Raw genomic sequence first — 24,172 nt, forward strand, 5'->3', positions numbered from 1 at the left:
AAGTATATTAGAGAGCAAAAGATCGTGAACCACTAGCGTCTTTAGAAACACCCGAATTAATGAGCAGGTCATAAACACTTGGTCGGCTCAGGCAGGAGCCTATTCATGAGCATTTCATCGGCTCAAGCAGGATCATTTTTTATAAAGGTGTTACATTATCCCAAAAGGCCGTCTTAGGAATAACTTAATAGTATTCCTTCAACTAATTAACATCGATGAGCTTATCAATAACTGAACTGAAAGGGAGCACAGATGCTCTTATCGACGCATTAAAAGGCCAGGGCATTACCAATAGCGAAGCGCTTCTAGAAGCCAGCCGTACCCCCACTGATCGGAAGAAGCTGGCAGCGCTGGCCAATACAGAGGCAAGTGTAATTTTAGATTTAGCGAACCGGGCAGACCTGGCTCGTATAACAGGTATTGGCGGTGTATACAGCGACTTATTGGAAGAGGCAGGTGTCGATACTGTTAAAGAATTAGCCCGGCGGTCTGCGGAAAATTTACTTGTCAAAATTACTGAAATTAACTCGACTAAAGAATTGACGCTTCGTCCCCCCTCGCTTGAGCAGCTTGCTGACTTTATCGAGCAGGCTAAAACATTACCCACAGGACTGGAATACTGATTGACACTGGTACAGGAAAGTCAGGTTGAGTAGTTCAACAAAACCAGACATGATAATAACCCGTCAATTTAGGTTAATCCAACCACTAGCTGGTGTTCCTTTCAAAGAAAATGAAAGACATTGAGTTCGCAGCACACGTTCATTTCACTGATGACAACTCGGAAGATACCTTTAGTATCCGCTTAACCGGAGCCACAAAAGAGTATGGATTCGACCCGGACTATCTTCAAAAAAGAACTCGGTAGTCTCTTGAGTCAAATGAATGAAAAATCTATTTTCCCCGTCCTGCATACGCCAAGCTATTCGCTCGATTCCGGAGGAATAGCCATATACGAATCCAATTCGTATATGGCTATTCCTTCCGTCGACACGGGTCATTACCAGCAAGTTTGAGACGACTCTGGGTTGAGAACAGCCATCTCTTTACTTCGTTTGTCTTGATCGGTTGCAACTACTTCAGAGAGTTCCTGTAGTACATCGTCGTCTCATTTGGGAGAGTTTTATGAGAATAGGGTAAAACTGCCAAACAGTATGCCAAAGGGGAAGCAGTTGACAATCGATACATATGGCTAGCTTGCTTTCGAAAGCCTGTTAAATTAAGTTAAGGTTGGCTGTCAAGCTTTTACTGATTTCTGGAAGGCCACACTTTTGTGAACAACTTAACAGAGAAGAATGAAGTTTTTTCATGTACTGGCTCGTATATCTGTATTCATTGGCTTAACAGCTTGCAATCAGTTGGGCAATGATCCGGCTGCAACCTATATCTATCAGCTTCCTGAACAGTTCTCAGATGGTTGGTCAATGGCTTCGCTCAAAAGCCAGCAAGTCGATCCCAAGCCCATTGAGGATTTAACCAATCAGATTCTGAGGGAACAATATCATAAGTTTTTTTAGTAACATAAGGGTTGTGGCAATGTAGTAGCTATAAAAGTGGCAGCGTGTAGCTATTTGCTTGTCCAGAATTCACTAAAGCTATTAATTATAGTCTATTTAATAGCTTTATAATATAATTTTCTGTTGGTTAGAATGGATTGTTCAAACGATGACTTTTCTGGATCGGATCAATTTTTTGTCTTCCTAAACGCCCATTTTATGAAGCAACCGTTATTTTACTTCTTGCCAAGCTACGTAGCGATAAACCGTTGCTCGACTTAGGTGAAATAACTAACCAATCTCTAAAATCGTATGGGTCTTAAGAGCGTACATAGACTTCACGGCCCGTGCTTTCGCTTGGGCTTCGGCTGTGAGGTCTTTTGGTCGTCCACCGATGCGTCCCCTGGCTCGAGCCGCAGCTAAACCGGCTTTAGTTCGTTCCCGGATCAGATCACGCCGGGTGGCCGGTGCCATCAAATTCGGCTAGTGACGCAAATAGATTAAATACCAAGCGGCCTTGTGCAGTTGTGGTATCTATGGCCACCGTGGCGCGGCATCATTCAGACTGCGGAAGCCAATCGCTCCGGCGACCCGGTCCTTAAATTTGAAAGTCGTTGACTAGCGTAAATAGTTCTTTTAGTGATCTGCCTAGCCGGTCAAGCTTCCAAACAATGACCGTATCATCTTCTCGCAGAATTTCCAGTAGCTTTCGTAAAGCCGACCAGCGGTGATCAGTTTGGTACAGAATGATTAAATTGCTGATTCAACAATTCACTAGCCACCATACGATTCCCTGCTGAAACGCGGTCAGTATCGCAGGGATTTATATAAAAGACATCATACAAACTTTTTTTTGACTGTATAGGTTACAGTTACGTAAAATGTCAGTAACGTTGCTGACAAATTGTTGCCTATGAAAGCAACTACCGAGAAAGATCGCAAAGACAGGCCGGACGCTAAAGACAGCAGCACACGACAACCTATATTTGAGGCAGCTAATACCATAGTTCGTATTTTACCCGAACGAACCGGCCCCTTCGAACTCATTGCCCAGTCGCGCTCAGGGGTGGCCCATGCCGAGGTGCGACAACTGGCTTCTTTGTTGGAGCTGACGATTCGGGAGTTAGCCATCCTGCTATCGATGAACGAGCGGACGATGGCTCGTCGCTTATTGAGTGGCTCATTAAACAAGGTGGAATCTGAACGACTCCTGTTGCTCAAAGCTGTAGCGGCCCATGGCCTGCGCGTGTTCGAAGATCAAGGTAAGTTCAACCGCTGGTTGCGCCGACCCTTGGAGATCCTGGAAGGTCAATCCCCCCTAGAATTGCTGGATACGGCTACTGGTTTCCAAGTAGTGGATCAGATCTTAGGCCGCATTGAGTACGGCGTTTATAGTTAAGCAATGCCTTTAGTCTATCGTATTCAAAAGAAGCAGTTCATTGAGTCAGTACTAACGGGGGAAGGAGCGCGTTTGAACGGTGGTCGCTGGAATCCACCAGGTACTCCCTTAGTCTACACGTCGATAACACCCGAGTTGGCCTTGCTGGAAACGTTAGTACATTTAGATGGTACACCTGTGCGCGATTTGCCGCCGTTTGTACGAATGAGCATCGAACTACCGGACGCCATTGAGGCAATTCAATTATCTGAGCTGCCCACAGGTTGGGATGCGCTCAAGTATCCCGAAAGCCTACCGTCGTTTTTATTACCCAAGCTAGTGCCTACCTATCCTGCTTTGGCCTTTGCCATCCCGTCGGTGATTGTCAGGAATACGCCTTCGCGCAACATTCTGATCAATCCTTTACACCCGCTGATGAGTCAGGTGAAGGTGGTAGAAGTAGTGGCTCATGAGTTCGATGAACGATTACAGAAACAGGCTGAAAGGCCAGCGGCCTCTACCGCTCGGGTTAAGAAGACTTAAGGACGGTCGGACATGCGAATCTACTTTGTCTCACATTGGAGCCTTTACTGAGACACTAACTTTTTAATTTCTGTTCAAGACTATTCGTGACATACGTTAATGACCGCACTGATCGGGCTAGTCGCCATCAATACCCGTCAAACGCAACAGGCTGCCCAGAACACGTCCAACCTGGCTGAGTAATTTGCCAATAGACGCCTTACCTGTTCCGGAAGGATTATTCTATAAGTCAACCAGCGGGTAAAGTGTAGGCTACGTAAAGGATAAGCGAAACCGGTGGCCTCCCTCCTAACCGGTTGTCTGACCAGTTGCAAGCGTAGGAATAGGAGCGTTTTGTCGTCGTTTTCCGCCATTTCCGCCACTAAACCCAACGCCCTGAAAGTAGTAAGTAATTGCCGCTTGACTCTTTACGATAGTACTAGCGGTCCTATTTTAGTCTTATCTCAAATTTTTATGGTTTCCAAACGTATTGCTTTAGCATTTCTATTATATCTCACCCTAGCGGGCACACAGGCACAGACGCCTAATACCCTGTCCGCTCAAGAAAAGAAAGAGGGTTGGAAGCTTCTCTTCGATGGTCGAGACCTGAAGGGTTGGCATCGCTACAACGGAAAAGGCGTACCTTCGTCCTGGAAAATTGAGAAAGGTGTTTTGCACCTGGATGTTCCACAAACGGCATCTGCTACGCCACGCGACGCAGGCGATTTGGTAACAGATGGTGTGTTTTCCGGTGATTTTGAGTTCAAAGCGGAATTTAAAATTGAGAAGTATACCAATAGCGGTTTCTTTTTCTTCGTGCAGGAAAGTCCACAGAATCCAAAGGTTTATAGTACGGGAATGGAGGTACAAGTGGGCGACGACGTGCTTTATCAGAAGCCAGTCGATCACCCGCACAGCTCGGGCGATCTGTTTGGTATCGCCGACGTACGAATGCAGGAGCCCAAACCGCTGGGCAGTTGGAACCAAATGCAGTTGACCCTAAAGAAGAATAAGCTGACTGTTCTGATTAACGGGTTTACCGTTCAGGAGCACGATCTAACCAGCGCTGACTGGAAACAACGCATGGCCGCCAGCAAGCTCAAAGATGCCCCTGTTGGCAAAGGGAAATTAAGTGGACGAATCGGTTTACAAGACTGGAACACGGGTGTTTGGTTCCGAGACATTAAATTGCGGACGCTGTAATACCAACCCTATCCTAGGGATAGTCGTTAACAGGTACTAAAACAAGTCGTCTCTTTAAATGCCAATAAAGAGGCAGACGTTGGACGTCCTTTCGTCTCGCCTGGGAGCCTATTATGAGATAAGTAACCATCAGCTATAAGCCCTTACTGACCGTAATGAAGTGGCTGGTGATTTGAAATCCATGGACGGGCAGCTGCTGATGCCAACCTGGAACTTCAGACGTGTTTAGCCCATTTTTAGGTGTCCATTTTTGGACAAGATGACCCTAAAATTGAGGCAGATCGTATCCATAAAACCTAGGTTGACCCGTACATTAGCTTGACAAATGATTTGTAGACGATCAAGTAGACTACCCGAAACGACTTTCTAAGAAAGAGTAGTCAGCCAGAAAATCCACAACATTGCTATTGGCAATTCGTAAACATGTGAGACCCGTTTTTTTTCATAGAAGCCTTTACGATCTGGCTGCCCTGGGCTCCTTGTTCTCGGGGCTGACGCTCGCCATACTTGCCGGATTCGCTAACAGGTCTACCCAACGGGCGAACCTGTTTTTAAGTTTGGCCCTTGGCGTCATCGTCCTAAAAACCGGTGGACTTTCAGCGGCTTTTTTACCAGCCCTGGGGCCGCTATTGTATTTTTATACTAAGCACCTGACTCGCTCCCAGTGGCGATTTCAACCCAAAGAGTGGCTGCATTTTGGGCCGCTGCTGGGGGGAGGCTGGATGCCGGGCTGGCTCGTTATTATTTCGGTCACCCCCTATTTGTTTCTCTCACACCGGCTAATTCAGGATTTCTATAAGCGGTTGCAACCCGTGTTGATGGACAGGCCGCGTTATGCTTTCCGCAGGCTGGAAAAAGCGCTGATCCTGATCGGCTGGTCCTGCTTGTTAACGCTAGTGAGTGAGTCGTTCTTTTTGGCTATTGCGGTTGTGCTGATGGGAATGGCCGTTGAGGTGATCCTCCAATCGGATAGCCCGGTCAAGCCAGAAATGTCAATCGCTGATCGATCGGATGCAAAACGGAAAGGCCGAAAGCTGAAGGAAGCCGTGGCGGCAAACCACCTCTATGAGGATGCCGAACTGACCTTGACCGCGCTGGCGGAGAAACTAGCGATTCATCCCCATGAGTTGTCCCGGATCATCAACTTGGGGCTGGAAAAAACTTCAGCGATTTCATTAATGAGTTTCGGGTTCGGGCAATTGCTCGGAAAATGCGTGATCCGGCCTATGACCGGCTCACCCTGCTGGGTATTGCCTACGAGTCGGGATTTAATTCTCAACGAACGTTCAACCGGGTTTTTAAACAGATGACGGGCAAAACCCCGATTGACTACAAAAACAGCCTGAAAAAAGAATGGCCAATTGATAAGTTGGCCACTTCCTCACGCATCAGGCCGGTAGTATTGCGTTCAGAAAGTCTATCCAACTGGGCTCCCGGACCATTAAAACGCAGTGCTATGTTCACGAACTATCTCAAAATAGCTTTTCGGAATCTGACCCGCCAGAAAGGCTATTCCTTTATCAACATTGGTGGCTTGGCAGCAGGCATGGCCATAGCCATGCTGATCGGTTTATGGATCAACGATGAGCTGACCTATGACCGCTCATTTATCAACCATAAACAACTCGCTCAGGTAATGACGACCACGGTTGGCGATAATGGAGCGATGAGTACCAATCCATTAGTTCCCCAGCCCATTGCTGGTGAACTGCGCAGCAAGTACGGCAGCGACTTTAAAAACGTTGCTATGTCGCGCTGGACCATGAGAAGGCCGGGATTTTTCCAGGGAGTTTAGCACGGACAGTTCCGCCATGATCCTGAACGAAGCCGCCGTGAAACAAATCGGCATGAAGAAGGCCATTGTGGGACAGACGATCCAGTACGAGGGTAAAAATTACCAGGTGATTGGTGTAGTGAAAGACATCATCCAAGAATCGCCTTACAAGTCAGTGACGCCGATGGTTTATTTAACGAGTCGTGAATGGATTGGTACGGTAACGGTGGCCATGAAAACAGGCGTGCCGATAAAAGATGCCCTGTCTAAAATCGAACAGGCCTTTAAAAAATACAATCCCAGTCTGCCTTTCAATTATCGGTTTAATGATGACGATTATGCCAAGAAATTTGCCGACGAAGACCGCATCGGCAAGCTGGCCACCTTCTTCACCATCCTGGCCATCTTTATTTCCTGTCTGGGTTTATTTGGCCTGGCCTCGTTTATGGCCGAGCAGCGCAAAAAAGAAATCGGGGTACGTAGGATACTAGGCGCATCCATGTACAATTTATGGCAAATGCTGTCAGGAGAGTTTGCCTGGCTGGTGCTTATTGCCTGCCTGATTGCCGTCCCGGTTGCCTAGTATTATTTAACCAACTGGCTGCAACACTATGAGTACAGAACGGCACTATCCGCCTGGGTATTCGTTGCCTCAGGGGTTGGCGCCTTGCTGACGGTGAGTTTTCAAAGTATCAAAGCGGCTTTAGTGAATCCAGTAAAAAGTTTGCGTAGCGAATAACTCAACGGGTTATTACAAGATCGCTCCAATGCATCGACGAATGCTTGATGCATTGGAGGTTTTCAGTTTTATAAAACGCCCAAATTAGGTACACCTCGTCTCAGGTGGGAGCGTTTAAAGAGAATGCTCTCTTATAGGGATTGGGTGTTTAACGGCAATATATATGTGAACGAAACTGAAAAATCAACTGTGACAGCCAGTTCGATTTCCCCATCTTTACAGAGTTAACAAAACAGTACCTTGGTAAATGAAAATTTTGCCAGCAGGAGAAAACTGAACTTTCAATAGATAAGTGTAAATTCCCGCCTGCCGTTGATCCTTATACATGCCATTCCAAAGTGAATCACCACTCGTAAGCATACGGGAATCACTATGATAGATCACCTCTCCCCACCGGTTGAAAATTGTTAATGCATCCAATTGTAAATTTGGAAACGGGAAGTAGATGGTCCAGCTATCATTAATCCCATCCTGATTCGGAGTGAACGCATCCGGTAGGTAAATCGCATTTTCACAAGGTTCGCCCAAGCTAACCTGTTGCTGACTAATACAATTCTGTTCATCTTTTACCTGAACTTCATAACTTCCACTTGACAGTTGGGTAAACGACGAATCGCCTTGATAAGGCTTTTCATTAAGCCTATACGATAAACTACCCTGACCAGTGGCCGTAATACTGATTTGACCATCAGCAGCGCCACAAGTCGCTGTTTCTGCACGAATATGAGTAATCATAGCCCCTTTACTCGCGTCAATTAGGACCGTTTGCCTTTCGCCACAACCCGTTTCATCCTGCACATACACGGTGTACTTTCCAGCCGTAAGGTTATCAAATGTATTAGAAACCTGATAAGTTAAGCCATCGATTGAATAAGTAATACGTCCATTACCTGTCGGGCTATTTACGCGAATACGACCATTCGACTGTCCACAGCTAGTCGCTATGTTATCAATCTGGTTTATTGAAAGACGCACTGAGTTTTTCAGGGACGTGGATTTAGAAACAGTACACTGATCCTGGTCTTTAATTGTAATGGTGTAAGCTCCGCCGGTCAAGTTCGTAAACTGATTGTTGGACTTAAAATCGACGCCATTCAACGAATAACTTAGGGAACCACTTCCCCCAAACGCCGAAACGGTGATTGTCCCGTCTGCCTGGCCACAATGGGGATCAACCACTGCAATAGTTGAAAGGCTAGGACCTGGGGGACCCGGCACGACCACATTAATGGTTCCCCAACACCCCGCAGCCACCGAATCCATGAGCAGATAAGTACCCGCTGCCAGATTTGTAAATATGGGGGATCGTTGGGCATGCCCCTTATTTAAACTATAATAGAGGGGATTACGGGTCGTTCCACCGGTAGCCGTAACTGAAATAGCACCATCACTTTTTCCACAACTGGCCGGTGTTACAACCGTATTGCGAAGAAAAGCTTCAACCATTTCAATCGTGATGGCAACTGGCGCAGTTTCCACTCCAGAAATAGTTTGGGTCAGATAAAAGGTAGTGGTTTGGTCAAGGGGAGGAGAATGATAGGTGTTCCCTTGATAAAGTAGTTGTTTTTTTCCCGCATCAGCATACCAGTTTACATTGGTCCCGGTAACGGTTAACTCAGGACTTCCTCCTCGGCAATATGAATCGCGGGACAGTAAAACAATACTATCTGTAGCCGTTACTACAAGCTGGCTACGACTAGCCGGATAAGCAACACTTCTTGCTGGTGTCAACTTTAAGGGTTTAAAACTGAACACAAAAAAGAGTGCAATTACCCACATTGTATACCTAGACCACACCATCAGTGGAGATATTTAACATTGAAGTACTCTATGGTAAAAAACTCAATCTATTTATTGGCCAATGGCTCATTACCTAGGTTCAGAACACATACGTTCAAATAAATTGTGTGACTAAAGTAGATTTAGTTAAAGAACAACAGGGAGATTAACCTTTATTGAAAGAGGTCATCTAATTAAACACACAATTCAAGAAGCAGATACCTGAACGATCCTTCGTCTCAACAGGTAGCGATTCGTGAGAATAACTAGCTTACGATGATAGGCTGTATCAAGGTTGAATAGCCATCAAGTGATAGTTAGTTTAGCGAAGGCATCTATAACTTTCTTTAACATACTTTAACTAGTCTTGCCTAGCGTTTACAAGTCACTGTTCATAGGTTTAAACCCATAGATAAACCCCAAACTATGCGGTATCTTCTTGCCCTGCTTCTGCTGTCATCAACCGCACTTGCTCAATCAGTAACGCAGTCCCAGACCTTAGTGGCCATCGGGAAGGTGTGGGGCTTTCTTAAGTACTATCATCCTCAAGTAGCTACCGGAAAAGTCGATTGGGATGGCCAGCTCGTTCAACTCATCAATGAATCCCCTACTATCCACTCCAAAGCTGACTTGTCCGCCCGACTGCTAGGCTGGGTTAACCTATTAGGACCGGTTAAACCTTGTGCACGCTGTTCACCGCCCGACTTGGCTCGCTTTAGCCGAAACCAGGATTTAAGTTGGCTGGCTGATTCGTCCCTGTTTAACCCAGCCCTTTGCCAGCAACTAACCTTTATTGCCGCCAATCGAAACCAGCACACCAATTACTATGTCCACTGGGACCCCTTCCGGAATCGATTAGACTTTTCTGAAGCAGAGTATGCTGCCATGGCTTTGCCAAACGTATCATACCGGCTGTTGGGGCTGTTTCGTTACTGGAATATAATCGAATATTTTCATCCCACTAAATATGCCATGACTCAACCCTGGCATCAGGTGTTGACCCAGTTTGTACCCCGCTTCCAACAGGCTACTGATACGCTGAGCTATCAACAAGAGTTGCAACGGTTAATTAGTGCCACTCACGACGGCCATGCCGAGCTGGTTATTCCCCCAGCGTATCGACTCCCCTGGACCAAACCGTTCCTGCTTCCGCCCTTTGATTACCGACTGCTGATTGATACGTTGCTGGTGACGGGCTACCTCAATGACTCATTAAGCCAACTCGATGATATTCGCCGGGGAGACCGTCTGATTCAAATTGGTGATCGCTCGGTAACTGAACTGATCGATCAACGAGCGCCAGATTTTTCGGGCTCGAATCGATCGGCGCTGATTCGGCAGATCTTGCCGGTCTTGCTCACTGGCTCGCAGCCTGTGGTTGAAATTGATCTGATTCGGGATGGCCAACGGGTCCGAAAAACGATGCATCGATATCGGTTCGAGCGAATGAACTATCGTCCCCCGTTACCCCTTAAGGCCGAAACCATTCCCTCAACCATTGGCTATGTTGACTTGGGTACGCTCCAGGTAAGCGAGGTCAAACAAGTCATGGAGCAGTACCGAAATCGGCAAGGCATTATTTTCGATGTGCGGGCCTACCCCAAAGGGACCTTCCAGCGAATTTGTGAGTATTTAAATCCAGTTCCTAAGGGGTTTGCGCTTTACACCAAACCCGATCCAACTTCTCCCGGACTGTTTACCTGGAGCGAGGTACAGTACGTTGGGCGAAATAACCCAGATTACTACCGGGGTAAAGTCGCCATTCTCTGTAACAGCCGTACACAAAGCGCAGCAGAATCGACGTGCATGGCCCTTCGAACGGCTCCTCAGGCCAAGATTATTGGCACGCCCTCAGCGGGTGCCAACGGTGATGTGAGTTATGTGATGTTTCCGGGTGGTTATCAAACCCGCTTTAGTGGGCGGGGTGTTTATACGCTGGAGAGGCAGTTAATTCTGGGCCCCGGCGTCCCCATTGATATAGACGCAACACCAAGTGCTACTGACTATTTAACAGGCACAGATCGAGCTTTACAAGCGGCCATCGACTGGATTAGTCAATAGGCGGTTCATTGTAATGGCGGCATTAATCCAGTCGAGGGTAGTTTCCTAAACGGCAATTTGGCGTACACGGCTGTCTCGAACAGGCGCGTTTATATAAGACATTACTATTTCTAGTATCTGTCTAATACAATCCATCGCATACGCTAGCTAGTTATGTGGTTACTCCTTGCAAAGGACAAACCATTACATACGGATGACCTATATAGAGCAACTTTGGTTGGAGCCGTCTGGTATCAGTTTGGCCAGCCTTCAGGCTTGGTCGGCGTTCGGGTTTCACCGGGAATACAAGGCGCTGTTATAAACCGACTTGGCCCACCCGCTGTAAACGGTTTTCCGTCGGGACCCGGATTTGGGATACGGCGGGTCTGTACGTAGAATAACTCATCGTTAGCCTCAATGATTTTGCCCAGCTCATCATAGGCCCCAAAGGATAAGACCGTAGCATCGTTCTTATCCAGAAAGCGACGAGTGGTGGCAACCGCGCTAGCGGTGAAAAAGCCGACTACGGCTTCTCGCACATTAGCCCGGTTTGTTACATTCCCAACGATGGCCGTCGGGGGTGTATCAGCGAGTCCCCCCGTTTTTTGGGTTTGCTGCTGTAGAAGATCATAAAACCAATAAGCCGATGCCGTGATGGCGACCTGACGCATTTCAAGCAGGGCGGGTTGACGAGTCAGAAACGGCACCACAGCAACCTGACGACCATTGACAGCCCCACCATTGGTCAGTTGGTCATCAAAAAGAGTGAGGGAATAATTCTGACTAATATCCCAACAGGGAGTTCGGCAGGTATACTCAAACCAGAGATCGCGTTCAGTTTGTCCGAAATCTCGGGGAAACCCCACACAATCTTCAACGGCACTTCGAACCGATATAAGCACCCCGTTTTGTACATAATTCTGCTGAACAGAATCAACATAGTACCCTTGGTAACAACTCCGGCACCAGTGCTGTTTCTCCCATAATTTCCAGTCCCAACGGTAATAGTTATGTTGATCAACGGGGTCTTTTGTGGTAATAAAGCAGTTGTAACCCGCTCGAAAACCATTGGGGTACTGGCCGGGAGCAAACGCGGTTGCATTAAAGCGGATCGACAGGTTATCAATCGGTGGCACAGTAGGCATAACCTGCTGGGTAGATACTAACTGTTTTCCATCGCTGAGCGTGATCCGAAGTTGATAGGCATGACCAACCTGGCCCCGAAAATCGCTGGGCAATTGATAGGTACCATCCGCAATTTCCGTTGCCGAAATAATTTGCGCCGAATCGACCACGACATGAACGTTGGCTTTGGTAATGGGTAATACCCCAAAGCGTCCCGTAAGTGGATCGGCTCGGGAGCGATTAAGCTTAATGAGCTGGGGTTCGGCTAGATTGGTAATTGTACCATCGACTACAATGACATCCACCGTCCCCCTATAGATTAGCTCTTCGGGATCCACGCAGGCGAGTAGCAGCAGACAAAGTAGGCAGCCAAGACTCATCTGCCAAGTAGTGGAGCGCATGATCAGGGATCAACTAAGTAGTAAACTAGAGAAAGCAATGAATACAAGTGATCTACCTTGCAACATGATAACGACCACTTGCGTTGTTGCCCTATCTTAATGACGGCTTTCGCACTTTTCTTCTTAAAGTACGAAAATTGCTAAGTGTTTGATCATCCAAACCACCTTGAAACGCCCGTTTAAAAAACAGACGCTTGAACATTCTTTCGTCTCGAAAGGGAGCGTTTCTTGAGATTGGTCATTTACCACTTCATTCCTGATGAAAACCTTAATACTTAGCTAGCGGGAAGATAGATAATAAATGTAGCCCCTTGACCGGGTTGACTCCGGGCTGTAATAGCGCCCCCATGATTATCCAGCACCCGCTTACAGAGGGCTAGTCCCAGACCGCTGCCCTCATGACGGCTCTTGCCCTGTAATTGCTGAAACAAGCTGAAGATGCGGTCCAGATACTTCTCCTCGAAGCCAGGGCCATTGTCCTGCACGCGTATCTCCCACCAGTTGACCGTTGTCAGGCCCTGCAGGAGCAGGGGAACCTCATGTGGTTCGAGCGAATGAGCCGTTACTGACAGGTCAGGGGTGACCCCGGGGCGGGTAAACGTAAGGGCGTTGCTCAGCAGGTTATAGAACAACTGCTGAAGTTGGTCAGCAGCCCCCACTACCCGGGGTAATTCACCAATGGATAGAATGGCACCCGAGGACGCCACCGGTTGGGCCAACGCACGGGCTACCTGACGGACCACCGCCGATAAGGAAACCGTCCGGAACGCTTCGGTATTCGCCACCACCCCGGAGTAAGTCCGGATGTCGCGGATCAACACTGACATCCGGGCCGCCGACAGTTGTAGACGCTGCAAGTCGGCCTGAGCCGGTTGAGGCAGATAGCTCTGATACCGGACCTGCAGCAGGTCACTAAACGTCTGAATTTTACGCAGGGGTTCCTGCAAATCGTGACTCACTGAGTAGGTCAGTTGGTGCAGATTCTGGTTGGTTTGTTGTAGTTGCCGGTTGGCTTGCTTAAGCTCCTGATTAGCCGCTTCTAGTTGGCTTTGGTAAACGGCCATCTGCTGTTGAGCCGTTTTCTGGGCATGAATATTGGTGGCCGTGACGACTACCCCATCGCCCCGCTTGATGGCCGACACATCGTACCAGTACCCATCGGGAAACAGATGCTCCCCCCGAAAGGGCTGGCCCGTCTGCGCGACCTGTGTGTATAAAGTCAGTAAGTTACTGTCCCGTAAGGAGGGAAATAACGTCAACATGGTTTGCCCTATGACCTCTTCATCGGTCATGCCAATAGCCTGCCGGTGGGCATGGTTCTGGAGCACATACCGCAAGTCCGTCACTACCCCGGTCGGGTCAAGGATCAACTCGTAGGCGACAACAATAGCCGGCGAAGCATCCAGTACGGACAGCAGCAGTTCGGCCTGTTGCCGGGCCTCCAGTTGCTGTTCAATCTTACCCTGCGTTAGATTCTCAAAGCTTACCAGCAGTCCTGTCCCCAAGGGGCGCAGCGACCACCGGGCCCAGTGCCGGGCCGACCCATCGTGATGCTCAAACTGAATGACCGTTTTGGTCAGAAAAACCGTCACGAGCCGGTCGAGCAGCCCATCCTCCAACGCCCCGGGAAAGCCATCTTTCAGGCTGACCCAGGGCTCCCGCCCACTCGTGAGGGCCAGCCAGGCCTGGGCGGGGGTATTAGCCCGCATCAGGTTGAAATCCGTAATGGTTTGGCTGACCCAAATCGGTTCGAAATAGGCTAAGCCGTAGGGAGCGTAGTCGAGAAGTTCAGGAAGGGAAAAGGTCGGCAGCGACAGGTCGTTCATACCAGCAGATAACCTCTATAGTGGATAGAGTGGTGAAAGGTACATAAAAAACTAACCGCTCCCGTAGGGAGAGCCAAACCGGTTGTGTGCTGGGATGGCTAAGCCGAATGATCGCTACATAATTCAGGGGTTTTCAAGGATTACTTGTTTCAAGAGGCCGATACGGAGGGTCCTCATGCTGCCTCGATTAGAGCCTATTTTGAAACGGTTATTTTTTGAATAACTCTAAACTCCAGTAAGTCGCATACGACCTGAAACGTGCTGATAAAAAGGTGCAAACGGTGTTATCTAAAGCGTATCGGACGAGGTCATCTAGCATTTATCCGTAACTAGTACAGATCAGCTCCATCAAGATCAGAACTCCCTATAATTAAGTGATTTATACAAATACGGAAACCACCATCTAGTGGAAAGTAAAATGAAACGGGCCTAGATAATGTCTTTTGCGTCGTATAGTCTACGGTCGGTGAGGCAAATACTACATAGCGGACAACCTCTGGATGAGGTTAAGTTAAGAGGAGTCGTCCTGACCAAATAGCTTCGTCCGCTTCATATAGGGTTAATTGACCTTGTAGGCTAACTATCATTTCAACGGGTTTAGCAGGGGCTTGTCGGATGTATTACCCCAACTGTTGGCTTTAAAGCGCACTAAGCGCCAACGCCCGACTAATAATGAATGGGCTGACACAACGTCATTAACATAATTACATGAATCAAGTTCTGTACCTAACAAGTTATTAGTTGTCGTCTTTCTGCCACAACTCAATCCTAAGATTAGTAACCCCAAAATCAATTTCTTACTACTCATTGAAATGACGTAGGGGCATTGACTAAGAACGAATTAGTAATCAATAATTGCCTTTTTTAGGACGCAGACTTATAAACATTCTACCGTCTCATGTAGGAGCCTTTCAGGATACAGATACCCGACAAGTTGTTAACCTGACGTTTTGTGTTTGGCGTTTCCACCCGGGAGGTGTCAATTACTCTTGTTCAATTGATAACCGAGTATATCCGAATCTGTACTGCCAGTCTGGTTGGAAGCCCTAAACGAGAATTTCTCCAACAGCTTTATGGAACGTTGATTAGTTGGGTGAAGGGTGGCTTCAATGGCTTGAACATTAATGGTAGCAAAGGCATAATCAATCACGGCCCTAACAGCCTCCTGCATGATCCCCTGTCCTTGATAGGCAGGCAACAGTTCATAGCCGATTTCACAATTACCCTGCTTCTCGGAAAAGCCAAAAAGACCAATTGCCCCAATTAAATCTGGGTGGTTACTGACCGTTATGGCCCAATAGATCGAGTCGTTTTTTAGGCTATTCTCATTGATCTGATTGATAAAATTCCTGACCTCATCAATCGTATTGCTTGGTTGTCTACCCAGATATTTATTTACTTCACGATCAGACCGTAGAGCAACTATTTCCTGCTCGTCATTCATTCCTACTTGCCTGAGCGTAAGCCTTTCCGTTTTCAAAATGGGGAAAGGCGTGAACATCCGATTCAACATGGTATAAAAATTTGCTCGATAGACCTCGTGATCATCAGTAGCCTGATCGCTAATTCTCAACTAGGCGAGCGCTTTTATAAAATTGAGGGTTGACCTTACTCTTTATTTGTCATCTCAATCCCATATCGTATGGCTGCTTTAAGTGTATCCAGGTCTATATCGGTTAGCCTCTTAAACTTGATGCAATAGCCGCTCACACTTGCCTTGCCAATCGTTTCGCCAAACCGTTTTGCTAAGTACGTTTTATCATCGATACCCAGGATATAAACTGAGATTCCGGCCGTGTTGGCACTGATACCGATTTGATAAAACTCCCTGGTTTTTCCATCTGCATAGATTATGGTGCGAACGCCATAGCCAATAGCCGGATTAGTCACCAGTTTATTGTTACTGTTTTTACCATCCAGGAACCATAGTTTGCCGGGTGGCATAACCTCTAGCATAAGGTAGTGCAACGCTTGTAGGTCGTTGCGTTTGGGTTCAGGTTGGCTTGCTAGATACGTTTCGATTTGTTCTTGTGTATTCATAGAGACTAGTAGCAGATGAGTGGCTGGTTTTCGTTTATGATCGCCCTGTGTAATGCAATGTCACGACGCCCGAGCCAAGCGTTTTTGATGTCACTAAGGTCAACATACTCATTGGCGTAGAACTGTCAAACAGGGGGATGCCTTGCCCTAAAATGATCGGATGCAGGGTTAATTTGTATTCATCGATGAGTCTCAGTTTCATCAGACTTCTGGCCAGTCCAGGACTTCCGAAAATCACCAGGTCTTTGCCGGATTTCCGTTTAAGTTGGTTTACCTGATCAACCACATTGTCCTTGATCAGGGTGGTGTTAGGCCATTCTGCCCGGGGCAAGGTGGTGGAGAAAACGATTTTGGGGATTTCCTGCACCCATCGGGCATGGTCAAGTTCGGGTTGGCTAGCCGTTGGATCGGTTAAAACAGTTGGCCAGTAGTCTGCCATTAACTGATACGTATTCTTGCCGTATATCGGAGCGCCAACCGTTTTGACCAGTTCGTCGGCGAATTGTTGAAGCTCCTGCGTGTATGATAAAAAGCCCAGGCCATTCTGACCGTCTGCGGCAAACCCATCCAAAGACACATGGGCGAACAACACTAATTTTCTCATGTTGACTGTAGTTTTGTTATGACTGAATCGCGTCACAGTGACTAATGGATCAGACTTATTCTTCGGCTAACTGATGGATTATCAGTACAATCCCCTTATATAGAGTAGAGTACCAGAACTTTAGGGGATACGGAATGTGCTTTCGTCGTGGCTAAACAGGCCTTTATCAATCCAGGTAATCAACTAAATTGGCTTAGTCTTCCTCAATTGGTCAATATTAATTCTATCTAAACGTAATCTATTTACGTTGTTAATTGACTAAGCATAAAAAGGGACAGTTCTGCGAAAAAAACGGGGCCATCCTAGGGGATAATTTAGGGTTGGTCTCGGAGTCGCACACAACCTGCCGTCGCTTGGGGTTGTGTTGGCGTTTTCGGTCCATTATTCACGACCCACCTTTGTGGAAGAAGTAGCAGGATTTGAGGGTTTTAAGAGAATTCGAAATTTTCCTGGCTTACCAACTATTTCTCAAAAAGATTGTTGGCTCATTGGTCATTGTACAGCCATAAAGGAACGATTCTCTGCACATCATGTCAACAAATTGGTTGCTTTTAAAGGGTACTTTTCTTAGTCAAGTTTCTTAGAGAATCTCCTGTTTATCCCGCACGATGGAGTAGCAGGAGCTGGTAAAACAAGCTATCAATATCGAACCGTCGATTGATCGTTTTTTGCTTGATGATTACTTGACTATACAGCCTAATTAGGAGGAACAAATTATAAGCTTGTTAAATTAGAAGTGGGGCTATAACCAACTACACCGTCGCCTGTTTGATAATGAAAACAAAAGCGATGAAAACGGTTGGGGCGCTTCTATTTTTAGGGCTATTGTTTAGTAAGACCCTAACATTCGCTCAACTTACGACGTATCGCCTGACGGTGCTACTCGATTTAGAGAATAGGAGTCAGCTGAATCAGGTCTACTATTTACCTGGAGAAACTATTTCTGGCCAGGCCCACATCGTCGATGCGTCCACGCACCAACCTGATTCACTTGATGCCCCTCTGTATATCGACTGGATCGACCAACAACACGGCATGCTACTGGATCGAGTTATCCTGAAGCCCAACCGGGGGCTGGCTTCCTTCAGGATAACGCTGGCCGATTCATTACCACCAGGTTACTACCAGATCCGAGCTTATACCAATTGGATGCGCAATTTTTCGTCCCAAGCCTTTGGTCAACTGGCTGTACTGGTCATCGATCCAACTAAACATACGCAATCTCGGGCACGAATAGATCTCAGCACCCATGTTCATTCGCTCCAAGTTGGCGCTGAAGGGGGTACACTGGTCGCTCACCTACACAATAAGCTGGTTATTTGTGCCAGCGACACGTTTGGCCGAGGCATCCCTACCAACGGGTTTATTGGTCGGGGCCGTGGTGATACCGTGGCCGTCTTCCAAACCGATAAGACAGGCTTAACTTCCTTTGAATTGACGCCCGATACAGCCAGTACCTACTGGGTCCAGTCTGGGCACTTGCGTATTCCGCTGACGACCATAAAGTCTGCGGGCTCTGTCCTTCGTTGCGATGATAGTACCTACCCGGATCGGCTGCGTATTACGATTGAAAATCGGTATCCAGGCGCTACCGACACGCTCACCTTCATCGCCCAGAATAGAGGAAAGGTGATCGCCTACAGTCGTATTCCCAGGCAGTCTCCCGTGACAGTCATCTACATAGCCCGGAAAGCACTTTCGGAAGGCATCACGAATCTAAGCTTAGTGGATAGTCAGAACATAGCCCTTAACGAGCGAATGGTTTATCAACCTCCTTTAGCCGTTGATTCACTGCATTCGGTGCCATGGCTGAATAACGAATTAGATATGCCTATTTCTTTTCAGGAGGCTCGTCCCATTAGCCAGGCGTTAGTGTTCCGCCATAACATCTTATTTAATTGGCATGATCTGACCCAGCCGCATCGCTATCCGTTTGTTACCGAGTCCGGTATACCGGTTGTAGGTCAGGTTACGAAATGGAATGGAAAATCAATTCTCTCGCCAGTGGCCGTGTCTTTGTTGGTGGTACCCGTGACCGAAGATTCGCTCCATCAACGCCAATTGTTGGTCACCCAAACGGATACATCCGGTCGGTTTAGTTTTAACGGGCTCGAGGTATATGGAACCAATAATGCGTTGCTGACGGCAAAGATCGGGAATACGGCTGCCCGTATTCGCCTGGATTCGCTGACTATACCACCCATCCAAGCCCAGCTCGTTCCCATCGATTGGGCAACCATAGTCGGCAACCTACCACCAACATTGATTGAGGACCGCTTGGAGGCATTGCAGAAGAATCGTTATAAGCTTAGGCAGTTACAGGGTATTACCTTACAAGCAGTAACCGTTAAGGCATCTACTATTCCCACCCGTCAACGGGCTTTCGTTACCCCGCCAACAGTTGCCATTGACCGCCAAAAAATAATCAATGGTGGATTCAGTAACTTAGAAATCGTCCTGAGTCGCTATTTTATACCTCGCTTAAAGCGGTATGAGCCCCATGCTCGTTACACCGTTTTTGTCGACGACATACAAATGTTTGGCTCAGGTCAAGAGCCCCCTCCACCCGGTATTATCGACCATATTGATATTCATGATGGTGACGGGGATGCAAATCGGTATGGCGTAAACATCGTTCTTTCCATTTACACTACTTTCTTCACTGGTTTACAGGCAAAAACTCAATCGGGTAAACTCTTTCAGCTAATTGGCTTCCAGCCAGAATTTGCCGAAAAGAGAAAGTGAACGAATGGTTTTACCTTTTTTTATCCACTCAAAAAGGCCAGTGCCTCTCTGCGGCATGATCTCCCACGCAGTTGGAGAAGTCGATCCCGCTATTGCCTGACTAAACTGGTAGTTTTTTTAGACGGAAGAAGCCCCATACCTGGTTTACTATGCTCACCCTGGTTATGTCCACTTTCATTTAACGACGTACAGTGTTGGTTCAAATAACGCCCCTTTTTGTAAATGATTTCAACGTTAAAGCTATCACTCCAAAAAGCATTCCGGCTTGAACAGTCTCATTCATGAACCAATAGTAATTACGCTTGATATACTTCTTCAACGAAGAGGGAGGACTTTGCCAGCGGCATCCAATAATTCGAATTTTGCTTCCCCCTTCTTATCGACGTACAGCTTGATTCGGGCATTACCCGCTTCATCACGAATGAATACACCGGTTTCTGACCCATACGTTTTCCCTACGAAAAGGCGCTCCTTGCCAAGAAGGCGTTTTGCTTCCAGATCAGCCAGGCCTTTTTTGTACAAGGTTTCGTTATTCAGTTTTTCTAACGAGTCGAGTCGGTTTACAACTTGGCCCAGCGTGAAATGGTCGGGCCGATCCCATAATTTCAACCCATATGACCGGGCTCGCTGCTGATCATCAAGTTTCTCATCATACTGTAACTGCATGAGTTGATCATTTTTATATTGATCAATCGATAAAGCCAGGGACGCCTGCTTTTTAGTGCCTTCATAGACCAACCCGCCACATTCATCTCCTTCCGTATTGAAGAAAATGATTCCTGCAGAACGCTTACGAGGAGCCATAATTTTACCATCCACAATACCGGGATGTTGCTTTGCCTCATTACTAATGACCATTTTAAGGGTTCCATCCTTTTCAACCACGTTAATCCGTTCTACGTCTATTTCTTCAAATCGCTTCGGGGCGTTGCTCGGGTTGAAGGCCGTAAACAAATAAAGGGAGAAGATGGCAGTGGTCGTAAACGTATAAATTTTCAACCACCGGAGTTGGGTCAAGACTTTCTCTTCCATGAGTTTATATGTCGTTAATGTTTTAAGAAGATCTCCTATCAGAGAGGACAGCCCTTGTTATGATTTGACTAGTTAGAAATGCACCTAATCATGCACTCACAAAGCTACGTAGGCTAATGGAAACGATTGACAAAGGCGACCCAGCGAGCAGAAGCCGCTTAGTCTCATAAATGAGCATTATTTGAGATTGAGAACGGACAACTGATAGCTACACTATCTATTTGATTAACCAATTGGGCGACCCTAGGTTGATCGTATTAGTCAGGATTGACTAATTTATACCCAGTAGCAGCTTAGTTCAGCATACCTCGCAAAAGATCTATTTAGATTAAACGCCTTCGCTAAAAGTGCAACATCCTATAAGACGGAGCTTGTACTTACTGCTGTAAAGAAGCGGGATAAATCGACAGCGTTCCCTGCTGGCTCAACTTATTGCAGGTAACTGTTTGTACTGAACGTTTCAGCAAACAAACTTGGACGTTTCAGCAAACCCTCACGAACGGGCCTAGCCTAATTTTGCCTTACAAAACATTCATACTCATGGCAAAAACAGTGTTAGTTACCGGAGCTTCGGCGGGAATTGGAAAAGCAACCGCTATTTTTTTGGCCCAAAACGGTTACCAGGTCTATGGGGCTGCCCGCAGGACGGAAAACATGCAAGACCTTAAAGTGTACGGCATTAAACCGGTCGCATTGGACCTGACCAAAGAGGAAACCATTACGGCTTGTGTCGACCAGATTCTTCACCAAGCCGGACGTATTGACATCCTAATCAACAACGCCGGTTTTGGTTCAGAAGGGGCTATTGAGGACCTGCCTATACAAGACGCCCGTTATCAAATGGAGGTAAACGTGTTCGGGGCCATGCGTTTAACCCAATTGGTTTTACCGAACATGCGACAAAACAGATCGGGTAAAATTGTCAACATTTCTTCGGTGGGCGGCAAAATTGCGTTACCCCTTGGCGGCTGGTATCACGCCAGTAAGTTTGCCATGGAGGCCTTAAGTGATTCGATGCGGATGGAAGTCAAACCATTTGGTATCGATGTAATTGTCATTGAACCCGGTGGCATAAATTCAGAATGGGGTGAGATTGCTATGGAAAGTTTAGTTCGGGTATCGGGAAGCTCGGCCTACCAAGACATGGTTAAGGGAGCCCAAAAAAGTTATCAACGAACAGAAAACAATAACTCCGAACCGATTGTGATTGCCAAATTGATTAAGAGAGCTATTGAAGCCAATCAGCCAAAAACACGCTACGCAGGTGGTTCGATGGCAAAACTGTTGTTGTTTTTCCGAAGCACATTACCGGATAGAATGATGGATCGGTTAATACTGAGCCAAACAAAATGACAAAGTATAAAAGCCCCCCCCTCGCTAAGCACGTATCATAGGCAGAATCCTATTGATACGTGTTGTCGAAGCAGCAAGCAGTTAAGTAAGGATATTGACGATTCACTAAAACTATGTATACGACACTTTTGGCCATTCATTCATTAACTCGATGGCTCGTTCTGCCAAGTTTACTTTTTGCCATTCAACGTGCTTTTAGGGGCTGGTATTCAGGCAAAGCGTTTTCAACGTTTGACGAAGCGGTCAGGCTTGCTGTGGTAACAATTACCAATATCCAGGTTAGTCTCGGCCTTGTTTTATACGCAATTAGCCCAATTACTACCTATTTTTCGCACCACTACCAAGTGGCAGTCCACGTGGGCGAAATGCGCTTTTTTGGCATTGAACATGCCTTTATGATGATCATGGCCACCCTACTTATTTCAATTGGTTCTGTCAGAGTGAAAAACAAACGCCATGACCAGGAGAAATTTAAGACAATGGCCATTTGGTTTACCCTAGGACTATTGGTCATCCTGATCGCTATTCCGTGGCCATTTTCACCGCTAGCAAAAAGACCATTTTTCAGACTAGTTTACTGATTAAACGAATCATGACTCCCCTAAAATGACCGATTATGGAAAACACCATCCGCCTTCAACACAACATTATGTATTCCCACAGCGACCAAAAAATAAGGAGTACTGAACATTACTTTCCGGAGCACGCTTTAGGCATCATGCTATCAGGCGAATCGCAGTATTTCACCAACGAGGGAACATTTGTGATGAACCAAGGGGCCATTTGTTTGATGCGTAGACATCAGTTATTTAAAAAATTGAAGAATCTGGGTCCCCATGGGGAGCCCATTGCGTTAATCAGCCTGTTTCTCGACCAGGAATCGTTACACGAGTATGCCACCGAACATAAGATCGTCAAGCAAAGTACCTATAAAGGTCCACCCATGGTCAACTTAAGCGAAAATGTGTTTCTGAAAGGTTTTTTTGACTCCTTGGTGCCCTATATCAACAATCCCCAAAAACTTACCGTAAACGTAGCGACGCTTAAAACTAAGGAAGCCATTGAATTATTGCTCCAGGCAGGTGATCTGTTTCAGGGATTTTTGTTTGATTTCCAAGAACCTTACAAGATTGATTTGGAGGCCTATATGAACCATAATTATCAGTATAACATCCCGCTGATGTCCTTTGCCAAACTGACGGGACGTAGCCTGTCCACCTTTAAGCGCGATTTTACGAAACTATTTGAAACGACGCCGGAAAAATGGTTACAGCAGAAACGGTTGGAGCAAGCCTACTATTTGATTTCTCAGAAACACCTACGTCCCTCCGAGGTGTATCTGGAAGTTGGTTTTGAAAATCTATCGCATTTTTCGGCTTCTTTCAACAGGAAGTTTGGCATAAATGCTTCGGATTTACAAACGAAGTCAAGCCTATCGATCTAAAACACGGGTAGGAAGATCAAGCGATCCATTTGAGTTGATTAACGAGAAGTAGTTCGATATGAGAATTAGCTAAAAATTGGTATGCCATTTCCTTGCTTTAAATAACCGAATCATAAAGCGCCCGAATTATAAAGCAGATTTATAAGCGCTTACTCCTCTCACTTTGGGGAGCGATTTGTGAGAATCCATAAAACAAGGATTACGAACTAGAAACGCCCGTTGCAGATCGATATAAGACATTCTTTAGCTACTTTTCTTATTGTTATAAGCAGAAAAGGAACGACTAGTTTTAGCCGTTCCTTTGGGAATGCCTAAAATTAACCATTCCCTGTTATCCCGTAATTTTCAATGACTGGATCAATTCATCAACTATCTCTAAATGATAAGTTAATACAATAGGGCTGCCTTCAAAATTTCCTGAAGTTTCTGCCTTCAAAAGGCTTTCCGTTTCTTTTTCTTCAAAGCCAACAGGCTTCATTGTAGCCTTGTATCGCTCGTTCGAATCGGCGATCCAATGTTCTATTTCTTTTCTTCCATGGTGCGTTTTTCCTTCATCAAAAACTAGGGCTGTTTCAGAGAAGCAATTGGCATAAGCAACGCTATCAAAGCGGTTTTGCGCTTCGACTAAATCGGCTACTACTTTCGGTAAGTTCATTCTTTTTCTTTGTTAG

At 46.5% G+C, this 24,172-nt stretch carries 24 protein-coding genes; 14 read left to right on the plus strand and 10 right to left on the minus strand.

Annotated elements, in window-relative coordinates:
• The first annotated feature begins 215 nt into the window (after positions 1–215).
• The 3 genes from SD10_RS21940 (at position 216) to SD10_RS21950 (ending at position 1,517) form a co-directional block, all read left to right on the plus strand.
• A complete protein-coding gene (locus SD10_RS21940) occupies positions 216–623 on the plus strand; it encodes a DUF4332 domain-containing protein (RefSeq protein WP_046576768.1) in 408 nt (135 codons plus the stop codon).
• A gap of 204 nt (positions 624–827) precedes the next feature.
• Positions 828–1,016 carry a hypothetical protein gene (locus SD10_RS21945; RefSeq protein WP_046576770.1) on the plus strand — a complete coding sequence of 63 codons (189 nt, stop codon included), beginning with the start codon at positions 828–830 and terminating at the stop codon, positions 1,014–1,016.
• A 279-nt stretch (positions 1,017–1,295) separates the two neighbouring features.
• A complete protein-coding gene (locus SD10_RS21950) occupies positions 1,296–1,517 on the plus strand; it encodes a hypothetical protein (protein ID WP_046576771.1) in 222 nt (73 codons plus the stop codon).
• A gap of 270 nt (positions 1,518–1,787) precedes the next feature.
• Here the strand turns inward: SD10_RS21950 and SD10_RS30165 are convergent, their stop codons facing one another.
• Both SD10_RS30165 and SD10_RS30540 read right to left on the minus strand, forming a co-directional pair.
• Positions 1,788–1,970, minus strand: a complete 183-nt coding sequence (locus SD10_RS30165; protein ID WP_052731259.1) for a hypothetical protein — start codon at positions 1,968–1,970, stop codon at positions 1,788–1,790.
• Positions 1,971–2,094: 124 nt separating this feature from the next.
• On the minus strand, positions 2,095–2,259 hold the full coding sequence (locus SD10_RS30540) for a recombinase family protein (protein WP_394330478.1): 165 nt from the start codon (positions 2,257–2,259) through the stop codon (positions 2,095–2,097).
• A gap of 150 nt (positions 2,260–2,409) precedes the next feature.
• Between SD10_RS30540 and parS the strand changes: the two genes are divergently transcribed.
• From parS to SD10_RS29725, 6 genes are all read left to right on the plus strand, one after another.
• Positions 2,410–2,895, plus strand: a complete 486-nt coding sequence (parS, locus tag SD10_RS21960; protein ID WP_046576772.1) for a type II RES/Xre toxin-antitoxin system antitoxin — start codon at positions 2,410–2,412, stop codon at positions 2,893–2,895.
• A gap of 3 nt (positions 2,896–2,898) precedes the next feature.
• A complete protein-coding gene (locus SD10_RS21965) occupies positions 2,899–3,417 on the plus strand; it encodes an RES family NAD+ phosphorylase (RefSeq protein WP_046576774.1) in 519 nt (172 codons plus the stop codon).
• Between the two features lie 453 nt (positions 3,418–3,870).
• Positions 3,871–4,599, plus strand: coding sequence for a 3-keto-disaccharide hydrolase (locus SD10_RS21970; protein ID WP_046576776.1), 729 nt, complete (start codon positions 3,871–3,873; stop codon positions 4,597–4,599).
• Between the two features lie 425 nt (positions 4,600–5,024).
• Positions 5,025–5,909, plus strand: coding sequence for a hypothetical protein (locus tag SD10_RS30175; RefSeq protein WP_046576778.1), 885 nt, complete (start codon positions 5,025–5,027; stop codon positions 5,907–5,909).
• Positions 5,810–6,394, plus strand: coding sequence for an AraC family transcriptional regulator (locus tag SD10_RS29720; protein WP_227699047.1), 585 nt, complete (start codon positions 5,810–5,812; stop codon positions 6,392–6,394). Before SD10_RS30175 ends, SD10_RS29720 begins: the two co-directional genes overlap by 100 nt.
• Before the next feature lie 16 nt (positions 6,395–6,410).
• On the plus strand, positions 6,411–6,956 hold the full coding sequence (locus SD10_RS29725; protein ID WP_052731261.1) for an ABC transporter permease: 546 nt from the start codon (positions 6,411–6,413) through the stop codon (positions 6,954–6,956).
• 372 nt (positions 6,957–7,328) lie between these two features.
• Here the strand turns inward: SD10_RS29725 and SD10_RS21985 are convergent, their stop codons facing one another.
• Positions 7,329–8,891: a T9SS C-terminal target domain-containing protein gene (locus tag SD10_RS21985; protein ID WP_046576781.1), complete on the minus strand. Its 1,563-nt coding sequence runs from the start codon at positions 8,889–8,891 to the stop codon at positions 7,329–7,331.
• A 426-nt stretch (positions 8,892–9,317) separates the two neighbouring features.
• Between SD10_RS21985 and SD10_RS21990 the strand changes: the two genes are divergently transcribed.
• On the plus strand, positions 9,318–10,952 hold the full coding sequence (locus tag SD10_RS21990) for a S41 family peptidase (protein ID WP_046576782.1): 1,635 nt from the start codon (positions 9,318–9,320) through the stop codon (positions 10,950–10,952).
• Between the two features lie 233 nt (positions 10,953–11,185).
• Here the strand turns inward: SD10_RS21990 and SD10_RS21995 are convergent, their stop codons facing one another.
• The 5 genes from SD10_RS21995 to SD10_RS22015 all read right to left on the minus strand — a co-directional run bounded on the left by SD10_RS21995 (position 11,186) and on the right by SD10_RS22015 (position 16,927).
• Positions 11,186–12,457, minus strand: a complete 1,272-nt coding sequence (locus tag SD10_RS21995; RefSeq protein ID WP_046576785.1) for a DUF4249 domain-containing protein — start codon at positions 12,455–12,457, stop codon at positions 11,186–11,188.
• A 275-nt stretch (positions 12,458–12,732) separates the two neighbouring features.
• Complete coding sequence (locus tag SD10_RS22000) at positions 12,733–14,283, minus strand: sensor histidine kinase (protein ID WP_052731263.1); 1,551 nt, start codon at positions 14,281–14,283, stop codon at positions 12,733–12,735.
• 979 nt (positions 14,284–15,262) lie between these two features.
• A complete protein-coding gene (locus SD10_RS22005) occupies positions 15,263–15,784 on the minus strand; it encodes a GNAT family N-acetyltransferase (RefSeq protein ID WP_227699048.1) in 522 nt (173 codons plus the stop codon).
• Between the two features lie 107 nt (positions 15,785–15,891).
• Positions 15,892–16,323 carry a DUF1801 domain-containing protein gene (locus SD10_RS22010; protein ID WP_046576787.1) on the minus strand — a complete coding sequence of 144 codons (432 nt, stop codon included), beginning with the start codon at positions 16,321–16,323 and terminating at the stop codon, positions 15,892–15,894.
• A 34-nt stretch (positions 16,324–16,357) separates the two neighbouring features.
• A complete protein-coding gene (locus tag SD10_RS22015) occupies positions 16,358–16,927 on the minus strand; it encodes a dihydrofolate reductase family protein (protein ID WP_046576789.1) in 570 nt (189 codons plus the stop codon).
• Between the two features lie 774 nt (positions 16,928–17,701).
• Between SD10_RS22015 and SD10_RS22020 the strand changes: the two genes are divergently transcribed.
• The gene (locus SD10_RS22020) at positions 17,702–19,672 is read left to right on the plus strand and encodes a hypothetical protein (RefSeq protein WP_046576791.1); all 1,971 of its coding nucleotides are present in this window, start codon (positions 17,702–17,704) and stop codon (positions 19,670–19,672) included.
• A gap of 315 nt (positions 19,673–19,987) precedes the next feature.
• Here the strand turns inward: SD10_RS22020 and SD10_RS22025 are convergent, their stop codons facing one another.
• Positions 19,988–20,704, minus strand: a complete 717-nt coding sequence (locus tag SD10_RS22025; RefSeq protein ID WP_046576792.1) for a hypothetical protein — start codon at positions 20,702–20,704, stop codon at positions 19,988–19,990.
• 540 nt (positions 20,705–21,244) lie between these two features.
• On the opposite strand from SD10_RS22025, the gene SD10_RS22030 reads away from it, so the two are divergent.
• From SD10_RS22030 to SD10_RS22040, 3 genes are all read left to right on the plus strand, one after another.
• Positions 21,245–22,057, plus strand: a complete 813-nt coding sequence (locus tag SD10_RS22030) for an oxidoreductase (protein WP_046576794.1) — start codon at positions 21,245–21,247, stop codon at positions 22,055–22,057.
• A gap of 113 nt (positions 22,058–22,170) precedes the next feature.
• Positions 22,171–22,638 carry a hypothetical protein gene (locus SD10_RS22035; RefSeq protein ID WP_046576796.1) on the plus strand — a complete coding sequence of 156 codons (468 nt, stop codon included), beginning with the start codon at positions 22,171–22,173 and terminating at the stop codon, positions 22,636–22,638.
• 35 nt (positions 22,639–22,673) lie between these two features.
• Positions 22,674–23,501 carry a helix-turn-helix domain-containing protein gene (locus SD10_RS22040; protein ID WP_046576798.1) on the plus strand — a complete coding sequence of 276 codons (828 nt, stop codon included), beginning with the start codon at positions 22,674–22,676 and terminating at the stop codon, positions 23,499–23,501.
• A gap of 331 nt (positions 23,502–23,832) precedes the next feature.
• Here the strand turns inward: SD10_RS22040 and SD10_RS22045 are convergent, their stop codons facing one another.
• Complete coding sequence (locus SD10_RS22045) at positions 23,833–24,156, minus strand: Cif family virulence factor (RefSeq protein WP_046576803.1); 324 nt, start codon at positions 24,154–24,156, stop codon at positions 23,833–23,835.
• Positions 24,157–24,172 lie beyond the last annotated feature (16 nt).

The sequence above is a fragment of the Spirosoma radiotolerans genome, assembly GCF_000974425.1.
Taxonomy (GTDB): Bacteria; Bacteroidota; Bacteroidia; order Cytophagales; family Spirosomataceae; genus Spirosoma; species Spirosoma radiotolerans.